At 63.8% G+C, this 16,325-nt stretch carries 12 protein-coding genes; 1 reads left to right on the top strand and 11 read right to left on the bottom strand.

From position 1 onward, the window contains the following. Positions 1 to 13: 13 nt before the first annotated feature. Positions 14 to 2,056: an NAD(+) synthase gene (locus tag ACO07W_RS17845; protein WP_421845037.1), complete on the bottom strand. Its 2,043-nt coding sequence runs from the start codon at positions 2,054 to 2,056 to the stop codon at positions 14 to 16. Between the two features lie 115 nt (positions 2,057 to 2,171). Between ACO07W_RS17845 and ACO07W_RS17840 the strand changes: the two genes are divergently transcribed. Next, entirely contained in the window at positions 2,172 to 3,005 is an 834-nt protein-coding gene (locus tag ACO07W_RS17840) for an NAD-dependent protein deacetylase (protein WP_421845036.1), read from the top strand. Positions 3,006 to 3,064: 59 nt separating this feature from the next. On the opposite strand, the gene proB is transcribed toward ACO07W_RS17840, so the two are convergent. The 10 genes from proB to ACO07W_RS17790 form a co-directional block, all read right to left on the bottom strand. After that, positions 3,065 to 4,171: a glutamate 5-kinase gene (proB, locus tag ACO07W_RS17835; protein WP_421845035.1), complete on the bottom strand. Its 1,107-nt coding sequence runs from the start codon at positions 4,169 to 4,171 to the stop codon at positions 3,065 to 3,067. Then, complete coding sequence (gene obgE, locus ACO07W_RS17830; protein WP_421845034.1) at positions 4,168 to 5,616, bottom strand: GTPase ObgE; 1,449 nt, start codon at positions 5,614 to 5,616, stop codon at positions 4,168 to 4,170. The genes proB and obgE overlap by 4 nt, the downstream gene beginning before the upstream one ends. Positions 5,617 to 5,756: 140 nt before the next feature. Next, positions 5,757 to 6,017: a 50S ribosomal protein L27 gene (rpmA, locus tag ACO07W_RS17825; protein WP_421845033.1), complete on the bottom strand. Its 261-nt coding sequence runs from the start codon at positions 6,015 to 6,017 to the stop codon at positions 5,757 to 5,759. A 58-nt stretch (positions 6,018 to 6,075) separates the two neighbouring features. Further along, the gene (gene rplU / locus ACO07W_RS17820) at positions 6,076 to 6,387 is read right to left on the bottom strand and encodes a 50S ribosomal protein L21 (protein ID WP_421845032.1); all 312 of its coding nucleotides are present in this window, start codon (positions 6,385 to 6,387) and stop codon (positions 6,076 to 6,078) included. A 211-nt stretch (positions 6,388 to 6,598) separates the two neighbouring features. Beyond that, a complete protein-coding gene (locus ACO07W_RS17815) occupies positions 6,599 to 9,445 on the bottom strand; it encodes an Rne/Rng family ribonuclease (RefSeq protein WP_421845031.1) in 2,847 nt (948 codons plus the stop codon). Positions 9,446 to 9,777: 332 nt separating this feature from the next. Next, positions 9,778 to 10,197 carry a nucleoside-diphosphate kinase gene (gene ndk, locus ACO07W_RS17810; RefSeq protein WP_421846078.1) on the bottom strand — a complete coding sequence of 140 codons (420 nt, stop codon included), beginning with the start codon at positions 10,195 to 10,197 and terminating at the stop codon, positions 9,778 to 9,780. An 87-nt stretch (positions 10,198 to 10,284) separates the two neighbouring features. Continuing rightward, entirely contained in the window at positions 10,285 to 10,614 is a 330-nt protein-coding gene (locus ACO07W_RS17805) for a DUF4233 domain-containing protein (RefSeq protein ID WP_421846077.1), read from the bottom strand. A gap of 104 nt (positions 10,615 to 10,718) precedes the next feature. Beyond that, positions 10,719 to 12,185, bottom strand: a complete 1,467-nt coding sequence (folC, locus tag ACO07W_RS17800; RefSeq protein WP_421845030.1) for a bifunctional tetrahydrofolate synthase/dihydrofolate synthase — start codon at positions 12,183 to 12,185, stop codon at positions 10,719 to 10,721. Continuing rightward, positions 12,182 to 14,863, bottom strand: coding sequence for a valine--tRNA ligase (locus ACO07W_RS17795; RefSeq protein WP_421845029.1), 2,682 nt, complete (start codon positions 14,861 to 14,863; stop codon positions 12,182 to 12,184). The genes folC and ACO07W_RS17795 overlap by 4 nt, the downstream gene beginning before the upstream one ends. Positions 14,864 to 14,950: 87 nt before the next feature. Beyond that, a complete protein-coding gene (locus ACO07W_RS17790; RefSeq protein WP_421845028.1) occupies positions 14,951 to 16,207 on the bottom strand; it encodes a saccharopine dehydrogenase family protein in 1,257 nt (418 codons plus the stop codon). Between the last annotated feature and the right edge of the window lie 118 nt (positions 16,208 to 16,325).

Below are 16,325 nucleotides of genomic sequence, written 5' to 3'. Positions count from 1 at the left end.
CCGATCCCACCGGCTAGTCCTCAGGTACTTCGCGGTCGATATCGTCCAGCCAGATTCGCGCAGACATGTCTGCCGGTGCCCGCCAATCCCCCCGTGGCGATAAGGCACCCCCATGCGACACTTTAGGGCCGTTGGGTAGCGCTGAACGTTTGAACTGGCTGAACGAGTAGAACCGTTGTACGAAAACCTGCAACCAGTGCCGGATCTCAGACAGCGAGTAGGACGGACGTTTGCTGTCCGGAAAGCCCGGTGGCCACTTGCCATGCTCGACATCACGCCAGGCATGCCAGGACAAGAAAGCGATCTTCGACGGCCGAAATCCATAGCGAAGCGCATAGAACAATGAGAAGTCCTGCAGAGCGAAGGGTCCGATTTTCTCCTCGCTGCTCTGCAGTTCCTCCTCTTCACCGGTAGGAACCAATTCAGGGGTGATTTCGGTGTCGAGTACCGACTGCAGCACCTCGCCTACCTGCGGGCCGAATTCACCCGACGAGATGACCCAGCGCATCAAATGCTGGATCAACGTCTTGGGCACTCCGGCGTTCACGTTGTAGTGCGACATCTGATCACCGACACCGTATGTCGACCAGCCCAGCCCCAGCTCGGAAAGATCGCCGGTGCCGAGCACAATGCCCCCACGCTGGTTTGCGATGCGGAAGAGATAGTCGGTGCGCAGACCGGCTTGAACGTTCTCGAAGGTTACGTCGTATGTCTGCTCACCAACCGAGAACGGATGGTCGATCGTGGACAGCATGAGTCGGGCGGTCTCTCGGATGTCGATTTCGGAGAAGGTGACACCCAGCGCATGCGCTAGCCGGATCGCGTTACTTTTGGTGCGTTCACTGGTAGCGAAGCCGGGTAGCGTAAACGCCAGAATGTCGCTGCGCGGGCGGCCTTCGCGATCCATCGCACGCGCCGCGACAATCAGCGCGTGAGTGGAGTCCAGTCCCCCGGACACGCCGATGACTAACTTTGGATAGTTCAGCGCGCGCAGGCGCTGCTCGAGCCCGGCTACCTGAATGTTGTAGGCCTCGTAGCAATCCTGTTCCAGCCGCTGCAGATCGGCCGGCACGAACGGGAAACGCTCCACCTCCCGCAGCAGCCCTATGTCATCGGCCGGCGGGTCGACTCGAAAGTCGATGCGTCGGAACGACTCCGTACGCGCCCGCTGGTGGCGGCGGTTGTCATCGAAGGTACCCAGCCGCAACCGCTCCGAGCGAAGCAGTTCGGTATCGACGTCGGCGACCGACCTGCGCTCGCCTTTGGGGAAACGCTCGGACTCTGCCAGCAGTGCCCCGTTCTCCCAAATCATTGTTTGGCCGTCCCAAGCCAAGTCGGTTGTCGACTCACCCTCCCCCGCGGCCGCATAGACATAGGCGGCCAGACACCGCGCCGACGCCGAGCGAGCCAGCAAGTGGCGGTCGTCAGCCCGACCGATTGTGATTGGGCTGCCAGACAGATTGGCGAGCACGGTCGCCCCCGCCAGCGCCGCCTCAGCGCTGGGCGGCACCGGCACGAACATGTCCTCACAGATTTCGACGTGCAGTACGAAGCCGGGCAGATCCGACGCGGCAAACAGCAGTTCCGGACCAAAGGCTACATCGATACCGCCGACCCCGATGGTGCCGCTCTCCCCTTCTCCGGGCGCAACCTGGCGCCGCTCATAAAACTCTCGGTAGTTGGGTAGGTAAGACTTTGGCACCACTCCGAGCACCGCGCCACGGTGAATGACAACCGCGGTGTTGTAAATACGGTGGAGGTGCCGCAGCGGCGCGCCAACCACCAAGACGGGCAGCAACTCGGCGGACTTTGTCACCAAGTCCAACAATGCCGCCTCGACACCGTCGAGCAAGCCGTCCTGCAACAGCACGTCCTCAATCGAGTAGCCCGACAACGTCAGCTCGGGGAAGACCGCCAGCGCTACACCTTCGTCGTGGCATGCGCGGGCCAGGCGCAGTACCGACGCGGAATTGGCTGCCGGGTCACCGATAGTGGTGTGGTGTGTGCACGCGGCGACGCGCACGAACCCGTGCCGGTAGGCGGAATAGAAACTCATAGCCCTCTCTCCTAGTGCTTCCATTGTCGCTTAGTTGGGTCACAACACCCGAATCAGGCGACGAATCCCCGTCCCGTCCGGCGCTAAATGCCCGCGAGTGCCTACCCTCGATACTGTGGAGATCCCCGAGCTGCTGGCGCTGCTGACCGGTCGTCGAGTCGCTGTGCTGACGGGCGCGGGAATTTCCACCGACTCTGGCATTCCCGACTACCGGGGCCCGGATTCGCCGCCGAGCAACCCGATGACAATCCAGCAATTCACCTCGGATCCGGCGTTCCGACAGCGGTACTGGGCGCGCAATCAGGTCGGCTGGCGGCATATGCAGGATAGTTTGCCCAATGCCGGGCACCGAGCACTGGCTGCTTTGGAGCGCGCCGGTGTGGTGACTGGCGTGATCACCCAGAACGTCGACTTGCTGCACACCAAGGCCGGCAGCACAAACGTAGTCGACCTGCACGGCAGCTACGCACATGTGGTGTGCCTGAGCTGCGGATTCACGATTAGTCGAGCCCTATTCGCCGAGCAGCTTGAGGCGCTCAACCCGGGATTCATCAAGCGCTCTGAACGCGTCGGTAGCCTAGCGGTGGCTCCCGACGCCGACGCTGTCGTCAACGATACCGCGTCGTTTCGCTACCTTGACTGTCCGCACTGCACGGGCATTCTCAAGCCAGATATCGTCTTCTTCGGCGAGAACGTGCCCAAAGAACGCGTACGACACGCGTACTCCCTGGTCGACCACGCCAATGCACTGCTGGTTGCGGGCTCCTCGCTGACCGTGTTCTCCGGCTACCGGTTCGTGCGCCACGCCGCGGCACGCGACATCCCGATCGCGATTATCAACCGCGGCCGGACTCGTGGCGACCAACTGGCCGCCGTCAAGCTCGATGGTGGGTGCTCGGAATCGCTGACCCTGCTTGCCGACCAGCTGCCGGCGCGGGTCACCCGATGAACGCCCCGACGGTGCACGGCACGCTACGGATGGCGTGGGCGAACGAAAGTGAGTATCTGCTACCCGGGCACTAGGTCGTCGGCGTGCACCGCCGGCCGGCGCAGCTCGCCGGGCAGCTCCGAGGTGGATCGGCCGATCATGGTGGCTAGCTCCGCAGCGTCGTAGGCGACCACGCCACGGGCGACCATCGCGGCATCCGGTCCGCGCAGTTCAACAACGTCGCCGCCGAAAAATCGGCCCGACACCGCGGTGATACCAGCAGGCAACAACGAACGGCGTTGCCGCACTACAGCTTGGACTGCTCCCGCGTCGAGGGTCAGCGAGCCAGCGGACTCGGCAGCGTACCGCACCCAGAACCTGCGCGCGGACATTCGCACGGTGCGCGCAGCGAACACCGTACCTACCGACGCTTCGCTCAGTGCAGTTTTGGCGTCGGCCGCAGCGGCCAGCAACACCGGCACCCCGGCGTCGGCGGCAAGCAACGCCGACGACACCTTCGACGCCATACCGCCCGTCCCAAGATGGCTACTTTGGCCGGCGACCACACCGTCGAGATCGGCGAGCCCCGAAACCTCCTCAATGAATTTCGCTTTCGCCGCTTTGCGTGGATCGGAATCGTAGAGACCGTCGATGTCGGAGAGCAACACCAAGGCGTCAGCACCAACCAGGTGCGCCACCAGCGCCGAGAGACGATCGTTGTCACCGAACCGGATCTCATTGGTGGCCACAGTGTCGTTCTCGTTGACGATCGCCACCGCGTGCAGCGCTCGCAGTCGGTCCAGCGTGCGTTGAGCATTGGTGTGCTGCACACGCAGCGAAATGTCGTGCGCAGACAACAGCACCTGGCCGACAGTGCGCCCATATCGAGCGAACGCGGCACTCCAGGAATTCACCAACTCGACCTGGCCTACGCTGGCTGCGGCTTGCTTGGTCGCTAAATCGTTTGGGCGACGAGACAATCCGAGTGGTTCGATGCCAGCGGCGATGGCGCCCGACGACACAATGACGACATCAGAACCCGCCTTCATCCGCGCCTCAATCGCGTCGACGAGCCCGGACAGCCGGCCGGCATCAAACACTCCTGTTTGGGTTGTTAGCGCCGTGGTACCTACCTTGACGACGAGCCTGCGCGCGGTGCGGATCGCCTCCCGCTGCCCAACGGTCATGTGCGGCCACCAGATTCTCGGCGCGCTCGACGTGCGGCCTTACGCTCGTCTGCACTGACCCGCTCGCTGCGTTCCAACCGCGCGTCGGTGCCCCGACTCGACAACTGCGCCTGTTGTCCGCTGGGCGTCTGCGGCTCCCAGTCAAAGGTCATCTCGCCGATGGTCACCGCGCAGCCCGGTTTCGCACCAAGACGCAGCAATTCGTCCTCGACACCAAGGCGCGCCAGGCGATCAGCGAGATAGCCGACAGCCTCGTCGTTGTCGAAGGCGGTCTGGTGAATCCAGCGCTCTGGCCGCACGCCGGTTACCAAGAACCCACCTGGCTGCTGTGGATCGGGTTTGACAGTGAAGCCGCTGTCATCCACCGGCACTGGGCGGATCACCGGGCGCCGCGGCACCACCGGCGGACGCGCAGCATGGTAGGCAGAGATCATCTGCCATAGGCCGAATATCAACGGCTGCAGGTTCTCCCGGGTGGCTGCGGACACGCAGAACACCGGCCAGCCACGCTCAGCGATCTGATCGTGGACGAAGTCAGCGAGCTCGCGAGCTTCGGGAACATCGATTTTGTTGAGGACGACAGCACGGGGCCGTTCAGCCAGATCCCCCAGCGTCGCGTCCCCTTGCAGCGAGGGTGTGTAGGCGGCGAGCTCCTCTTCCAGTGCATCGATGTCAGAGATCGGGTCGCGACCCGGCTCAGCGGTGGCGCAGTCGACGACATGTACCAACACCGCGCACCGCTCGATGTGGCGCAGGAAATCCAGGCCGAGTCCCCGGCCCTGAGATGCGCCCGGGATCAGACCCGGAACATCGGCGACGGTGAAGGTGTGCTCACCCGCCGAGACCACGCCAAGGTTGGGGACCAGAGTGGTAAACGGGTAGTCGGCGATCTTCGGTTTAGCAGCAGAAATAACCGAGACCAGCGACGATTTCCCAGCGGAGGGAAACCCAACCAGGCCAACATCGGCGACTGTTTTGAGTTCTAGAGTGAGGTCGCGTGACTGCCCCTGCTCGCCGAGCAACGCGAAGCCAGGAGCCTTTCTGGCGCGCGACGCCAGTGCGGCGTTTCCCAGGCCACCGCGGCCACCCGCCGCGGCTTCGAAGCGAGTGCCCACACCGACAAGATCAGCCAACAGCCGACCGTTGTGGTCAAGCACGACGGTGCCGTCGGGCACCTTGACTTCCAAGTCCGCGCCAGCACCGCCATCGCGGTTGTTACCCATGCCCGGCTTGCCCGACGCGGCGGACACACGCGGCCGGAAATGAAAATCAAGCAAGGTGTGCACCTGAGGGTCGACCACGAAGACGACGCTGCCGCCACGACCGCCGTTGCCGCCATCCGGACCGCCGAGCGGCTTGAACTTCTCGCGATGAATCGACGCGCAGCCGTTGCCTCCGGAACCTGCCTGCGCGTGAATGACGACCCGATCGACAAAACGAGGCATCGGGCTTCCTCTCAGTTCCGCCTGGCCAACCTAGCTCAAGACGCGAGCCGCCCATTGGACGGAGAAGGAGCCCGGGCAGTCAGCCACAGGTGTGGCGCTAAGGCGAGGGCGCCTTCACAGTAGCCGCACGCTCGCGGCGGTCAGTCAGTCCCCACCGCGACGATGTTGACCAGCCGGCGGCCACGCTTGACGCCGAATTCGACAGACCCAGCCGTCTTGGCGAATAACGTGTCATCGTCACCGCGCCCGACGTTGATCCCGGGATGGAATTTGGTGCCGCGCTGGCGGACCAAGATTTCGCCGGCTTTAACCACTTGGCCGCCGAACCGCTTGACGCCGAGGCGCTGGGCGTTGGAATCGCGACCATTTCGCGAACTGGACGCGCCTTTCTTGTGTGCCATATCTGTCGACTCCGCTCAGCCTTGACCAATATTGCCTGTTCTGCGCCTAACGTACGTGTTAGGCGATGCCAGTGACCCGCAGGACCGTCAGCTGCTGACGGTGTCCCTGCCGCTTGTGGTAGCGGGTCTTGTTCTTGAACTTGTGGATACGAATCTTCGGAGCCTTGGTGTGCTCGAGCACCTCGCCAGTCACTGCGACCTTGGCTAGGGCTTTGGTGTCAGTGGTCACCTTGGCACCGTCGACGACCAACGCAACCGGAAGCGACACTTTGGCGCCGGGCTCGGAATCGAGTTTTTCGATCTTGACCACGTCTCCGACCGCCACCTTGTATTGCTTGCCGCCGGTCTTGACGATTGCGTAGGTCGGCATCGTTGCTCCTGCCTTAACTCTGGTCAGCCGCTGCTCGGCGCTTCGCGCACGTGCCACCTGCGGTGCACGTGGTGGGTCATGGGGTGCGGGCCTGAGCCTGATTCATCTGGCGAAGTCCCCGCTGTCGCCGGCCGAGTCCACATCCTGGCGACAACTGCCCCAGAGTACTTGGCCAGCGGCTAAAGGGTCAAACCGGCCGATCGGTGTGGGCTCAGAATAACTGCATCGGCGGGCCGGCCGGCCGGCCCGCCGCTCGCCGCCGGCGGGGGTATTCCGACGCCACCGCGACCTCGACGGGCAAGGCCGGGCGACGCGGGTCCGAGGCGACGTCGTCACCGTCTTCGTCTTCGGCGTCCGGAGCGTCGACGTCGAGATCCTCGTCGTCGAGTTCGTCGTCATCGAGGTCCTCGGTGTCGTCTAGCTCGTCGTCGACCTCGAGGTCCTCGGCGTCGTCCAGCTCGTCGTCGACCTCGGTGTCGTCGGTGTCGTCGGCGTCTTCCACGCCTTCGAAGTCCTCCTGGTCGGTGTCTTCGGTGTAGTCGTCAGCGGCGGGAACCTGATCTTCAGTCTGTTCGTCGACCTCGGAAGCGAGTTCGGCCCCGGACTCGTCCGACTCGTCGTCACCGCCAGCCGCCGACGACGCCCCCGCGGCCATTGCTTTAAACATCGGATGCTCGCCGGGAGCGTGCGCGGGCACTTTGGCCACCGCGGGCTCTTCGGATCTGTTCTTCTTCGATCGCCGGCTCCGCCGACCACCCGACTCAGACTTGCGCCCGCTCGTCGGCGCCGAGTCGACCGGGTCGGCATGCAGCTGTATCCCACGACCGGAACAAGTCGAACAAGATGTCGAAAACGCCTCGATCAGCCCGGTGCCCAACCGCTTGCGGGTCAGTTGCACCAGACCCAACGACGTCACCTCAGACACCTGGTGGCGGGTGCGATCACGGGCCAGCGACTCGGTCAGACGACGTAACACCAGGTCGCGGTTGGATTCCAGCACCATATCAATGAAGTCGATCACCACGATGCCGCCAATGTCGCGCAACCGCAGCTGGCGCACGATCTCCTCGGCGGCCTCGATGTTGTTCTTGGTGACCGTTTGTTCGAGGTTCCCTCCGGACCCGGTGAATTTGCCGGTGTTCACATCGACGACGGTCATCGCTTCAGTTCGGTCGATCACGAGCGTGCCACCGGACGGCAGCCACACCTTGCGATCCATCGCCTTGGCCAGCTGCTCATCGATTCGGTGCACCGCGAATACGTCTGGTCCGGGCTGCCCATCCGGGCCCACAACCGGCTCATACTTAGTAACCTTCGAAACCAAGTCCGGAGCAACAGAATTCACGTACTCGTTGATCGTGGTCCAGGCGTCCTCTCCGGAGACGACAAGACCGGCGAAATCCTCGTTGAAGAGATCGCGAATAACCTTGACCAACACACCCGGCTCTTCGTAGAGCACCACTGCCGCGCCGGCGGCCTTCTCCCTGGTCTCCTTTGCCTTCGCTTCAACTTGATTCCAGCGTTGCTGAAGCCGATTGACGTCTGTGCGAATGTCCTCCTCTTTGACGCCCTCCGACGCGGTGCGAATAATCACCCCGGCATCGGGCGGCACCACCTCACGCAAGATCTCTTTGAGACGCTGACGTTCGCTGTCGGGCAGCTTCCGACTGATCCCGGTCGAAGACGCGCCAGGCACGTAAACGAGATAGCGACCAGCCAGTGAGACCTGCGTGGTAAGCCGAGCTCCCTTGTGCCCGACCGGGTCCTTGCTGACCTGAACCACCACATAGTCACCCGGCTTGAGAGCTTGTTCGATCTTGCGATCGGCCCCGCCTAGTCCGGCAGCCTCCCAGTTAACCTCGCCGGCGTAGAGCACGCCGTTGCGGCCACGGCCGATGTCAACGAAAGCGGCCTCCATGGACGGCAACACGTTCTGCACGATCCCCAGATAGATGTTGCCGACCAACGATGCCGAGGCTGCCGATGTGACGAAATGCTCAACGACAATGCCGTCTTCGAGGACCGCAATCTGGGTATAACGCGCACCAGAGTGCGGCGGCTCGGTTCGCAACTGGTCGCGCACCACCATGATCCGCTCAACCGCTTCGCGGCGGGCGAGAAACTCGGCCTCCGTCAACACCGGCGGGCGGCGCCGCCCCGCATCGCGCCCATCACGACGACGTTGCCGCTTAGCTTCCAATCGAGTCGAGCCGTCAATGCCCTTGATCTCGGTGGCTCCCGAGCTGTCGGCTCGGTCGTCGGTGCCACCCGACTTGCCGCCGGAGCGCGGCGCGCGCTCATGCACCACGGTGTTCGGCGGATCGTCGGGCGCCGGACCCCCTTCGGCGTCTGTACCGGTACCGGACTTGCGCCGGCGACGCCGGCGACGGCGGCGGTTGCTAGCCTCCGAGGACCCATTCTCGAACTCGCCGTCGTCGGCGTCTTCGTCACCGTCAAGGTCAGCGGATTCGGTGGACTCTGCACTGGCCCCTTGCTGTGCCCGCTGCCCAGCCGCTTCGTCGATGTCACCAGCTTGGCCTTGGCCTTCAGGACCGCCCTGCTCACCGCGCCCGCGTCCGCGTCCGCGACGGCCACGACGCCGTCGCCGGTTGGTCGGCCGATCGGCTTGTTCGTCATCGTCGTCGGCGTCGGAATCATCATCGGAATCTTCGGTGTCGCCGTCGTCAGCATTGACACTGGCCTCCACCGGTTGCGGCGCAACAAACAGCGGCATGTAGTGCGAACGCTCCACCGGGGTCTCCGGCATCGACCGGGATTCGGGGCCCTCGGGTGCAACAAGCCCGCCGGCAGCAGCGGCGGGTTCTTCAGGCGGACCGGCCTGCTCGGCGAGCAGTTGGCGAACCCGAACCGCATCAACGCGGTCCACGCTGGAATGTGCGCTACGGATTCGCCCGTCAAGTGCGTTCAGCGCATCCAAGACCTGCTTGCTGGTGGCACCCAGAGTCCGCGCCAGTGAATGAACTCGGAGGCGGTCCGGCAGTTCCTCATGCTGCGTCGGCTCGTTTGCTGGATTTGAAGATGGGGCAATGTCTACCACGAATTCTCCTCAAGCCCCCGGGCGCGTCCTGATCGACGCGGCCACGCGAGGGCTTTGCTATGTGCCCGGGTCACTTCTCCCGAGCTTGTGATGGTCTCGCCCCGAGCGGCTCAGCGAAGAACCCACTCGGCGCAGTGCTGAATGACGGCTCGACATGCCGCGCCGCATCACGCGATGGCGATGGTCGCGCTTGCCTAAGTCTTCATTCGGGTGTCCGACGCCGGTCCGGCGACGTTCACCCAACATTAGTATCCCACATCACTGGGCGGGGCACTCTCCCCCAAGCCGGGTGCGCCGCAAACGGCTCCCATGAGCCCTGTCTCGCCACGGTGCTAAACGCCAGGAAACCAGAGGCCGATCTCACGCTGGGCCGACTCTGTCGAGTCTGAACCGTGCACCAAATTGAACTGCGTTTCCAACCCAAAATCACCCCGGATCGTTCCAGGTGCCGCCTTGTCTACCGGGTCGGTGCCGCCTGCGAGTTGTCGAAACGCTGCGATCGCTCGCGGGCCCTGCACGATGGCTGCCACCAGCGGGCCCGAAGTGATGAACTCCAGCAATGGCTCAAAAAATGGCTTGCCTTCGTGTTCGGCGTAGTGACGGCTAGCCAAGTCCTTGCTGACGGCCCTGAGCTCCAAGGCCGCAAGACTAAGGCCTTTGCGCTCCACACGGCCAATGATCTCGCCGATCAGATGCCGCTGCACGCCGTCCGGCTTGATCAAGACTAGGGTCCGCTCCACGAGGCCCCACAGTAGAGGGCCAAACACGGATGCCCAAAACCTGGTCGGATACCCATCAGGCCCGCGCCTAGATCGACCACGCCGTCCGACCGATCTCGCCTATTGCCCCTGGCCCGGCCCCATACGGTATTTCTGCCGGCGCCGAACCTCGGCGCGGAAATACACGATTAGGACCCACAGTCCGGTGAACAGGACACCGATGACACCGACCCCCGGGTAAATCGCAAAACCCGCAACGAGTACCAGCTGCACTGTGAGGTTCACCCAGATCGCCCAGGTTTTGCGCTGCATTCCGGCTAGCAGAATCAGCACCGTGGCCAGCCCAATCAAGTATCCGAGTGATGCCGGCGTCAGCCCGCCACCAACCGCACCCACCACCGGTATCGCCAGCAACACCACAATCGCCTCGAGGATCAGCGTCGCGGCCATCACCGCACCGAAGCTCTTCCACGGGTCGGTCGGCAGGGCTCGACCCCGACCAGAGTTAGAGCGACTGTCAAAATTGTCGGATTCGTCAGAACCGACGGACTGTGTCATTGGGGATCACGACCAAACAACGTCCTGGCGGCCCCCGCGGTAACCACGGATCCGGTAATGACGATCCCGGCACCAGAAGACGCCTGACCAGCGGTTTCATTTCGAGCCGAAGCGTCGTCCACCAGAGCTGTCGCGACGTCGATGGCGTCGCGCAGGTTTTCCGCGGTGATCACCCGGTCGGGCCCGAACCGTTCCTGGGCCGCCAATGACAACGCCTCGATATCAAGGGCCCGGGCGGAACCGTTGTGGGTGACAACGACGGAGTCAAACACCGGCTCGAGCGCGGCGAGAATACCGTCCACATCCTTGTCGGCCAGAATACTGAGCACCCCGACCAGCAGCCCGAAATCGAACTCACCGGCCAGCGTCTGCGCGAGCGCGCTCGCTCCCGCCGGATTGTGCGCGGCATCGATAAAAACCGTGGGTGCGCTGCGCATCCGCTCTAGTCGACCGGGGCTGGCAACGGCGGCGAACCCGGCTTGCACCGCCTCGACATCGAGCTGACGCTGCGCGCCAGCGCCGAAAAAGGCCTCGACCGCGGCCAATGCCACCACCGCGTTGTGCGCCTGGTGTTCGCCGTGCAACGGCAGGTAAACGTCCGAATACACCCCGCCGAGCCCTTGCAGTTGCAGTAACTGACCACCCACTGCCACCTGCCTGCCGAGTACCGCGAATTCCGAATCCTCCCGAGCGACTGCGGCGTCGGCACGCACGCATTGGGCCAGCAGCACGTCCATGGCCTCTGGAACCTGGCGCGCAATGACCGCGACGGTCTCCGGTGAACCATCAGCCGCCCGGTTGATGATGCCCGCCTTCTCTCCGGCGATCCCGGCGATGTCGTGACCCAGATACTCGACGTGATCGATGCCGATCGGCGTGATGACCGCAACCGGCGAGTTGAGCACGTTGGTGGCGTCCCAGCGCCCGCCGAGGCCCACCTCGACCACCGCGACGTCGACCGGCGCGTCCGCGAACGCGGCGAACGCCATCGCGGTGAGAACTTCAAACTTGCTCATCGCCGGCCCACCGGCGTCCTGTGACTGCCGGTCAATCATTTCTACGAACGGCTCTATCTCCCGATACGTCGCCACGTAAAGCGCGGGGCTGATCGGCTTTCCGTCGATTGAGATGCGTTCAACCACTGACTGCAGATGCGGGCTGGTCGTGCGCCCGGTGCGCCGGTGCAGTGCAGTCAGCAGCGCATCGACCATCCGCGCCACTGAGGTTTTGCCGTTGGTTCCCGCGATGTGTATAGACGGGTAGCTCAGTTGAGGTGAGCCGAGCAAGTCGACCAGTGCGCTGATCCGCGTCAGGCTCGGCTCGATGCGGGTCTCCGGCCAACGTTGATCCAGCAGATGCTCGACCTGCAGCAGTGCCGCGATCTCGTCGGGTGCAGGGGTGACGCTAATGGGATTTCGCCCGTCGGACCAATCAGACGTCGGCCCCGAACTCGCTGAGTTCATCGCAGCGCTGCCAACCGGGCCGTGATCCGTTCGACTTCTTCGGTCGCCACACGCTGGCGGTCACGGATCTTCTCGACGACCGCGGCCGGCGCCTTGGCCAGGAAGTCCGCATTGGCTAATTTCGCGGTGCTCGATTCAAGATCCTTCTGCGCTGAGCCCAGGTCCTTTTCCAAACGACGACGCTCGGCGGCTACGTCGATAGCGCCTGAGGTGTCGAGTTCAACAACAACGGTGCGGTTCATCTGCGAGCCCAGCCGAACCTCCAGCGATACCGACGGACGGAAATCTGGACCCGGAGCAGTGAGCCACGCCAGCGCCGCCACGGAGGCGACCTGAGTGCTCAGATCTGAACTCTCGACACCAACCAGCCGGGCCGGTACCTTCTGCCGATCGGCCAAACCCTGGTCGCTGCGGAACCGCCGCACCTCGGTCACCAGCTCCTGCATATCGCGAATCCGTTGCGTGGCGATTGGATCCAGGCTGATCCCGGACGGTTTCGGCCATTCCGCGACAACGAGCGAGCTTTCTTTGCCTGGAGATCCGGTCAGAGCCTGCCATAGCGTCTCGGTGAGGAAAGGGATCACAGGGTGCAGCAACCTCAACAAGGTATCTAGAACCGCACCCAACACGGTGGTGGTGTGCGCCAGGCCAGCCGCCAGCTGCGTTTTGGCCAGTTCGACATACCAGTCGCAGAATTCATCCCACGCGAAATGGTAAAGAGCCTCACAGGCTCGGCTGAATTCGTATTCTTCGAAAGCCAGATCAACTTCGGCACGAACCTGTTCCACACGCCCAAGAATCCAGCGGTCGGCATCGGTCAGCATGTCTAGCTGCGGAAGCGGCGTGCCCTGCGGTGCTGAGGCGCCATTGAGCAGCGCGTACCGGGTGGCGTTGAACAGCTTGGTACCGAAATTCCGCGACGCCCGGACTGCATCCTCCCCGATAGCCAGATCACCGCCTGGGCTGGCACCGCGGGCCAGGGTGAACCGCAACGCGTCGGCCCCGAACAGCTCCACCCAGTCCAAGGGGTCAACCACGTTGCCCTTGGATTTGCTCATCTTGCGACCCGACTCGTCACGAATCAACCCGTGCAAGAACACATCAGTAAACGGCACCTGTGGTCGCCTGCTGTCCTGCAACGTGATGACATCGTCGCCGCCAATGTAAGTGCCGAACATCATCATCCTGGCCACCCAGAAGAACAGGATGTCGTAGCCGGTCACCAGAACGCTTGTCGGATAGAACTTTTCCAACTCCGGAGTCCGCGACGGCCAGCCCAATGTGGAGAACGGCCACAACGCGGACGAGAACCAGGTATCAAGCACGTCGGGGTCCTGCTCCCAACCGTCGGGAGGCGCTTCGTCCGGACCAACGCACACCTGCTCACCATTGGGCCCATACCAAATCGGAATGCGGTGGCCCCACCAAAGTTGTCGCGAGATACACCAATCGTGCATGTCATCGACCCAGGAGAACCAGCGCGGCGCCAAACTGTCCGGGTGAATCGTGGTGTCGCCGTTACGCACAGCATCACCGGCAGCCTTGGCCAGGGATTCCACCCGCACCCACCACTGCAGCGACAGCCGGGGTTCAATCGGTTCACCACTGCGTTCGGAGTGTCCCACGCTATGCATATAGGGGCGTTTCTCCTCGACGACACGACCTTGGGCTGCGAGTGCCTCGCGCACTGCGACCCGCGCCTCTAGACGGTCCATACCATCGAATTGCGTTGCTGTATCCACAATCCGGCCCTTGGTATCCAGAATCGATGGCATCGGCAGCTGATGACGCGACCCGATTTCGAAGTCGTTCGGGTCGTGGGCAGGGGTCACTTTGACCGCACCGGTACCGAATTCGGGATCCACGTGCTCGTCGGCGACGATGCGCAGCGACCGATCCACAAAAGGATGCGGCAGGCTGGTGCCGACCAGGTGGCGGTAGCGCTCATCATCGGGATGGACCGCGATCGCCGTGTCACCGAGCATCGTCTCGACGCGGGTGGTGGCCACAACGATGTGTGGTTGCGAATCGTCGAGCGACCCGTACCGGAAGGACACCAGCTCGCCTTCTACATCGAGGTAGTTGACCTCAAGGTCGGAAATCGCCGTCTGAAGTACCGGCGACCAGTTGACCAACCGCTCGGCCTGATAGATCAGTCCGGCGTCGTAGAGCCTCTTGAACATCGTTCGCACCGCGCGTGACAGGCCCTCGTCCATGGTGAACCGGTCTCGGCTCCAGTCGACCCCGTCACCAAGCCGGCGCATCTGAGCACCGATGGTGCCACCAGATTCACGCTTCCACTCCCACACCCTGTCGGCGAACTGCTCCCGACCCAAGTCCTCTTTGGTCAGGCCGTCGGCCGCAAGCTGCTTTTCCACCACGCTCTGCGTCGCGATGCCCGCATGGTCCATCCCTGGTTGCCACAGCACCTCGTAACCCTGCATCCGCTTCCGGCGGGTCAACGCGTCCATCATGGTGTGCTCCAGCGCGTGACCCATGTGCAGACTGCCGGTCACATTCGGCGGCGGGAGCACGATTGAGTAGGCCGGCTTCGCACTACTGGGGTCCGCCGCAAAATAGCCGGCGTCCAGCCACTGCTGATAGATCGCACGCTCCATGGCCGCCGGATCCCAAGACTTGGGCAGCGAATCGGCGGCGGGACGGGAGCTGGCGGTCACCGGTCAATTCTAGGAACCGCCGTTTGCCGCCGTGACAGCGCCCGAATCCACAGCTGATGGTTCTGCCGGAGCGAGCTATCTCCAGGCTTAGCTCAACCGCTCCGTCTGCAGTGAAACACCCGCAGCTTCGAAGCGGTCCAGCAAAGCGTCACCCAATGCGGCCGCCGGAGTCAACACGCCATGCAGGTCGGAGAGCTTGCCGCGGTCGAATGCGAGCGCCAGCCCACACTCCGCCAAGAGCACCGAAGTCGCCTTGTACCCGGGGTCACCGTCCTGCGCCATCCGCGCCCGGTACCTGGCGCCGGTGGTGGTCGTCGTATACGTTTCGACCCGGTAGTAGCCGCGTTCCCGAGCCGCCGCACTCGGGCCGCTACCTGGCTTGGGCACGACTCGCTCCACCAGCCGCCGCGGCAACAACCGAAAGTACCGGCTGCTCACGGCGGTCAGTACATTGCCAACCGCGCTGACGATCGCAGATGCCACGGGCGCAGCAGCCGACGACCCAAGGCTCATGTGCTCGCTGTAGCGAAACCGCCGGCCGTAGGCCCACTCCATCAGGGCGTTGCTGCGGCGCACGATCCGGGTGTTGGCCGGCGCCATGAGGAATCCCGCCGTCCACGCCCCGTTGAGTTCCGGCGCGAGTTGCCGGCCGCGCCGCCGGGGCAGGTCTGGCTGGGCACCGAGTTCGGGTTCGGCACCGCGATCAGTGCTCAGCGTGTAGGGATCAGCCAGCTGGCGCCGCGCCTCGGGGTCGCTGGACGCCGTGTGCAGCACTTCCACCATCGATGCGATGGTGCCGCCGGATAGCCCACCCGAAAAAGAACGCACCACGAAGTTGGTATCGGCCAGTTCACCGGCGTCGTCGTCCCGCGCCAACCGATACAAGGCGTACACGCTCAGATCCGACGGGACGGAGTCGAACCCGCAGGCATGCACGATGCGGGCGCCGGTGTCGGCGGCCTGCTTGTGATACAAATCGATGCTCTCCCGGACAAACATCGCTTCGCCGGTGAGGTCAGCGTAGTCGGTGCCGGCTGCGGCACACGCCGCCACCAGCGGCAGACCGTACCGCGTGTAGGGCCCGACCGTAGTGACGACGACTCTCGCCCGGGCAGCCATCTCGTCGAGCGTGGACGGTGATCCTGCGTCTGCGACCAGAATCGGCCAAGACTGCGCGGATTCCCCCAGAGTCTGCCGAACGGCCAGCAGTCGCTCGGGCGACCTGCCAGCAAGAGCGATCCGCGCATCTCCGCCGGCCCGGGCAAGATATTCGGCGGTCAATTTCCCGACGAAACCCGTCGCTCCATATAAGACGATGTCGAATTCGCGCGGCGTTGCGGTCACCAGACTGACGCTACTCCGGCGATTCCGGGCGGTAGGTCGTGCCCGTTCGTACGCGCGAGCGCGATCCAGCCTGCGGGCGGACCCGCGCGCCTGCTTCCCGAGCCGTTGTCGACCCACT

It is taken from the genome of Mycobacterium sp. (genome assembly GCF_965230835.1).
Taxonomy (GTDB): Bacteria; Actinomycetota; Actinomycetes; order Mycobacteriales; family Mycobacteriaceae; genus Mycobacterium.
The sequence above is the reverse complement of the archived record's forward strand: the minus strand, read 5'-3'. Positions and strand labels throughout refer to the sequence as shown.

Coding starts and splice junctions, on each gene's coding strand:
- ACO07W_RS17845 (WP_421845037.1), bottom strand. CDS start 2,056: ATGAGTTTCTATTCCGCCTACCGGCACGGGTTCGTGCGCGTCGCCGCG.
- proB (WP_421845035.1), bottom strand. CDS start 4,171: ATGACCGTTGGGCAGCGGGAGGCGATCCGCACCGCGCGCAGGCTCGTC.
- obgE (WP_421845034.1), bottom strand. CDS start 5,616: ATGCCTCGTTTTGTCGATCGGGTCGTCATTCACGCGCAGGCAGGTTCC.
- rpmA (WP_421845033.1), bottom strand. CDS start 6,017: ATGGCACACAAGAAAGGCGCGTCCAGTTCGCGAAATGGTCGCGATTCC.
- rplU (WP_421845032.1), bottom strand. CDS start 6,387: ATGCCGACCTACGCAATCGTCAAGACCGGCGGCAAGCAATACAAGGTG.
- ACO07W_RS17805 (WP_421846077.1), bottom strand. CDS start 10,614: ATGGCCGCGACGCTGATCCTCGAGGCGATTGTGGTGTTGCTGGCGATA.
- folC (WP_421845030.1), bottom strand. CDS start 12,185: ATGAACTCAGCGAGTTCGGGGCCGACGTCTGATTGGTCCGACGGGCGA.